The organism is Paraclostridium benzoelyticum (genome assembly GCF_001006285.1).
Taxonomy (GTDB): domain Bacteria; phylum Bacillota; class Clostridia; order Peptostreptococcales; family Peptostreptococcaceae; genus Paraclostridium; species Paraclostridium benzoelyticum.
In genome coordinates, this window is the sequence record NZ_LBBT01000249.1 from 1 (window position 1) to 4,878 (window position 4,878).

Here is a 4,878-nt window from a genome sequence, read left to right on the forward strand (position 1 = left end):
GTTTTCAGTTTTAAAAAATTTTTAAAATAAAATTTTATCTTTACATTAACAATAGTTTATATTATAATAAATATTAGTGGGAACTTATGCTCAGACATAAGTATACGCTAGCCCATAAAAAAGGTTGTGAGATTTTCTCACAACCTTTTTTTATTATCATTTAGAAGCTTCAATTAATTTCTCAACATAATTTTTATTCATATACATTAATTTTATTTCTTCTGATGATTCACTGTAATAATCAATAGTAATCTTACCTACATTATTTTTAGATTGAATAGGATTCGTTTTAAATTCAACAGCTTGTATATCTCTTCCTCTTAAAATATGTATAGTCCTAAATAATCCCCCGTTTACAGCTCTCACTTTTTTATTATCCACACTAATATTTAAATTTCTTATTTTCAATCCAGAGTTTATCAAAGTTAATATAATAGTTAAATTAATAAACCAAACCCATTGTGTTTTTAGTATTAAATAACACACTATAGAAGTAATAAAAATTAACAAAACTGGCTTTATTAAAATAGAGAATTTACCCTTTTCTATCCCATTCCCAGTTCCTTTAAAGCTCCATTCTGGAATAAATTCTTTTATAACATCATTAATTTCATTTAAAGATCCTATTGGATACATTATAATTTTCTCATTTCCTTCGCCTGTATAACCTTTAATAATTAAATTTAATTCATATATATTTAAAAATTGTCTTATTGGATTTGATTTAATTTTGATAAGTTTTATATTATTATCTTTAAATGAAAACTCTTTTGTACTAAATAAACCATAAGCTATCTTTATATTGTTGTTCTCTTTTAATAAAGTAAAGTTATAGTACTTAACAACATAATATACAGTTGCAATAAGTTTTAGTATGATTAAGAAAATTAAAAGTCCCGCAACAATCAATAAAATAGTCATACTTTGCGAATTATTTTTAAAAGCTCCATCTATAATATTTGATAAGTAGTCTGAACTTATAAAGTCATCTAGCTTTCCTAAGATATTAAAAATAAAAATCAATGCAACAAATAAGTTAAAACTTGTAAACCCATATATAACTAACTTTTTAGTTTCTATCTTTTTTTCTTTTATTTCTTTAGACTCTTCATTGTCTTTTATATTATTAACTACATACTCTTCATTTACATCACCTAAGCATTCCTTATTCAAATCATTAAGAGAAAAAGATTTTAGTATATCAATTTGTTCATTATTCAAACTCATTTTTATGTCGTCTATACCAAAATCTTTTGAAGGACTTTCTATTTTCACAATTTTATATGCTAATAATCTTTCTATCAAATTCTGTGATATATCCATAGACTTAAAACTTTTCTTTGGTATTATTAATGTTTCCTTTGAAAATATTCCCTTATAATAATGTATTTCATTATCTTTTATACTTATATACTCATACTTCCATCCTATTATTGAAAATATAATGTCTAAAACTACAAATAGCACTATAGCTGTCCAAAACCATTGTTTTAGAAATACTATAAAAAGTACACCTAGTCCAAAATTGCTGATCGTCCCTTTTATAAGTTTATAAATTAAACTTTTCCAATTATTTCTTATTTTTATATTTTCATTTGTGAAGCTTTTATTTTCATAATTAGTTTTATTGCCATTAACCTCTTCATTCATAATTATGCATCAAGCTCCTCTCTAACATTTTCATTGATTTTAATTTTTAAAAACTCTCTAATTTTCTCGACTTCTTCTTTATCAAGATTAGGAATTTTATAGCTTCCACCTGCAGTTCCAATCTTAACATCAGCTAAATTAAATTTTCTGTTTATAGGTCCTTCAGATAAGTTTATATTTTGAATTCTTACAATTGGAATTGTAACACTTTTCTTTAAAAATATTCCTTCTGTAAAAGATATTTCTTCTTCATTTATCCTATAACTCCATTGCTTATATTCAAAAAATGGTTCTATGTATGCGGATATTGCAATTAAAACAACAATAATCAATATAATCATGTTTATCCATGATATATAGTTATCAAGAATATAGTTAATTGTATTTATCTCAAGTATAGGTAGAACTAATCTTAACACTAAATAAATAGATATAAAGATCATTAATCCAATTGTTCTTCCTATAATCCAAGATTTAATAGCTTTATTACTAAGTTTTTTATCCATATCTAACCCCCATGAAAATTTGTTAATCTTTTCCTAAAATATCATATATCAAATAATAATTCAACTTACAAAAAAAGATTAACTTTTATTAATTAAAGTTAATCTTTTTTTGTCAAAATTTATAAACTATTTTTTTATTTTCATTACTAATCCTTCTATATCCATAACTCTATCTAAGTAATACCATTTACAATCAAACCCAAAATTAGCATACTTATCTTTCTTTTCATAATTAGAAGCTTTTTTAGTATAGAACTTATATTCTTTCTTTCCATCCTTTTTATTTACAACTTCATATCTTAAACTCTCTATAAATTTAGTTTCTAAATATCCATATAATTGAACTCTTTTTATATCATAAATATTTTTAACTAAATATTTTTTAATTGGATGTTTTTTATCTTCAACTTCTAGATTTAGATGTGCTCCAATATAATATTGGTTTTTATTTTTTGATTCGATTTCTTTTTTATCTATTATAAGTCTATTATGAATATCTTTGTCTATATAAGTTTTTATACCTATTTTATTACTTTTTAAGATATCTGCCTTAAGACCCCTATATTTAAAATAATTTAAAACTGCACATTCTCCTATCTTATCTGCAAATACCATTTGTTTTGCAATTTCTTTTTGTATTTTTTCATCTTTAACAGATGCTGGTACTAATACTTTATAATCATTAGATTCTTCTATATATTTTTCAGCATATTTTTTACATTCTTCAATTTGATCTTCTGTTATATTAACCGATTTTGTTACTAATGTATCAAATTTATGCTTTACCTTAATATTTTTTACATTTATTAAATATTTACTTTTTGCATTTATATAAGTCACTTTTAAATCTCCTTAAATTTTATTGTTAAAATTTCACATAGTAATACATTACATTAAAAACAAGTTATTTTCAAGAAGCATATTTAACCACATATATAATTTTTATATTATAAGTTATATATTTTAATTATATTGTTTTTTATTTAATGTTTAATGCATAGTATGATACTATAGTTTTATATAAAGGTAAATTTAACCAGGGAGGAATTTTATGACTTATTTATTGTTACTTTTTATGTTTATTGCTTTAACATTCTTATTATATTTTACATATAAACCTTATAAAAATTATCGTGGAATATCTAAAACAATAACTAGTATACTATTTGTATTTATTGCTATAAGTGGATTCATTGAAAATAGTACTAACTTTTCATATTTCATATTTATATTATTAGGTCTTATATTTTCATTATTTGGAGATGTCTTTCTTATATATGCAAAAGAAAGCGAATCTACTATGAGTAAAAACTTTATATATGGTCTTTTAAGTTTTAGCTTTGCACATATATTGTTTTCTGTAGGTTTTATATCAATTAGTGAGTTTAGCATATATACTATAATTTTCACAATAATTTTATCATCTATTTCTTTATTATTTTTAAAGTCAATAAAAGGATTAGATTTTAAAGGAATGTTTAATTATGTAGCTTTTTACGCTATAGTTATTAGTTTTATGTTTGCTCAATCATTAAATTTATATTTATCAAATAGCTCTAGCTTTGATATTTTGATAGTTACAATAGGTGCATTGTTATTTGTACTATCTGATTTAATATTAGCTTTTGATTATTTTTATAAAAATCCACCTAAAATTCTTGGAGCTTTAAACTTATTAGTTTACTATAGTGCTCAAGCTCTAATTGCACTAAGTGTATTCCATGTAAAAAAGGTTTAAGTATTAATTTAATACTTAAACCTTTTTTGTTATACATTAAATGATAATGTAGGAATTTCAATATTTTTATCTTCTTTTATTTCTTCTACTTTCATATTTTTATAGAAATTATAATATAAAAAGCTAATACTTATTAACATAAATACTATAGATACAAAAACATCTATACAAAATGCTTTATTATCAATACTTGAGTTATTTTCAAAAAGTTTTGGTAAGCTAAAAAATGAATCATAATTTTGTCTTTTTTCATAATTGTTTATTGAAGCATTTTTTAGTTTATTTTGTATTGTTTCATCTACTTTAGAACTTTTTTCCCAGTTATTATAATCATATCCAGTTACATTAACTGTAGTATTCCCAAAGTCTTTTTCTAATTGTGAATATATTTTATCATTTACTACTACAACCCATATTCCAACACCTTTTGGAAGTATTTTTCCTGTAGCAATACCTTTTACATTTAAATTATAAAGACCTATATCAAAATCTTTAAATTTACTTATTTTGTTTTTGTATTTTTCATTATCAAATCTTGGTACAATTAAAGTTTCATTTACTCCTAAATTCACAGTGTCTAAATTAAGTTTTTTTGCTAATTTATTAAATTCTGAATTCTTTATTGCATATTTACCTTCGTTATTTATATTTAATAATTTATAATCTGTTTTTTGATATTTATATCCTGATTCATTTAATGCGCCTTCAATAGATGATAATTGCTCATCATTCATATAATTATAACTTGAAGACATATAGTTTAATATAAATGGATAATCTGATTTTTTTGTTTCTATTTTATTACTAACAACTAAAAGTATCGTACTTGTACATGCTATGGCTGCTAAAAGTATAGCCATAGTTATATATACTAGTCTTAAATTCTCTTTTTGCTTGTAAAAATATTTAAATTCTTGAAATTTTAATATTTTCATGACTATCTGCAACCTTTCTTTGTCTTTATGTAATAATAATATACTAATT

The 4,878-nt window shown here is 22.2% G+C and carries 5 protein-coding genes; 1 reads left to right on the plus strand and 4 read right to left on the minus strand.

What is annotated here, in order from left to right:
• Positions 1-156 precede the first annotated feature (156 nt).
• From VN21_RS12590 to VN21_RS12600, 3 genes are all read right to left on the minus strand, one after another.
• The gene (locus VN21_RS12590; protein ID WP_046823552.1) at positions 157-1,650 is read right to left on the minus strand and encodes a PH domain-containing protein; all 1,494 of its coding nucleotides are present in this window, start codon (positions 1,648-1,650) and stop codon (positions 157-159) included.
• Positions 1,651-1,652: 2 nt separating this feature from the next.
• Positions 1,653-2,156, minus strand: coding sequence for a PH domain-containing protein (locus VN21_RS12595; RefSeq protein WP_046823553.1), 504 nt, complete (start codon positions 2,154-2,156; stop codon positions 1,653-1,655).
• Between the two features lie 126 nt (positions 2,157-2,282).
• Entirely contained in the window at positions 2,283-2,996 is a 714-nt protein-coding gene (locus VN21_RS12600; protein WP_046823554.1) for a hypothetical protein, read from the minus strand.
• Positions 2,997-3,207: 211 nt separating this feature from the next.
• Between VN21_RS12600 and VN21_RS12605 the strand changes: the two genes are divergently transcribed.
• Complete coding sequence (locus VN21_RS12605; protein WP_046823555.1) at positions 3,208-3,894, plus strand: lysoplasmalogenase; 687 nt, start codon at positions 3,208-3,210, stop codon at positions 3,892-3,894.
• A 29-nt stretch (positions 3,895-3,923) separates the two neighbouring features.
• Here VN21_RS12605 and VN21_RS12610 read toward each other — a convergent pair.
• Positions 3,924-4,878, minus strand: a 955-nt coding sequence (locus tag VN21_RS12610) for a hypothetical protein (protein ID WP_207641525.1), incomplete at its 5' end; no start/stop codon positions are given.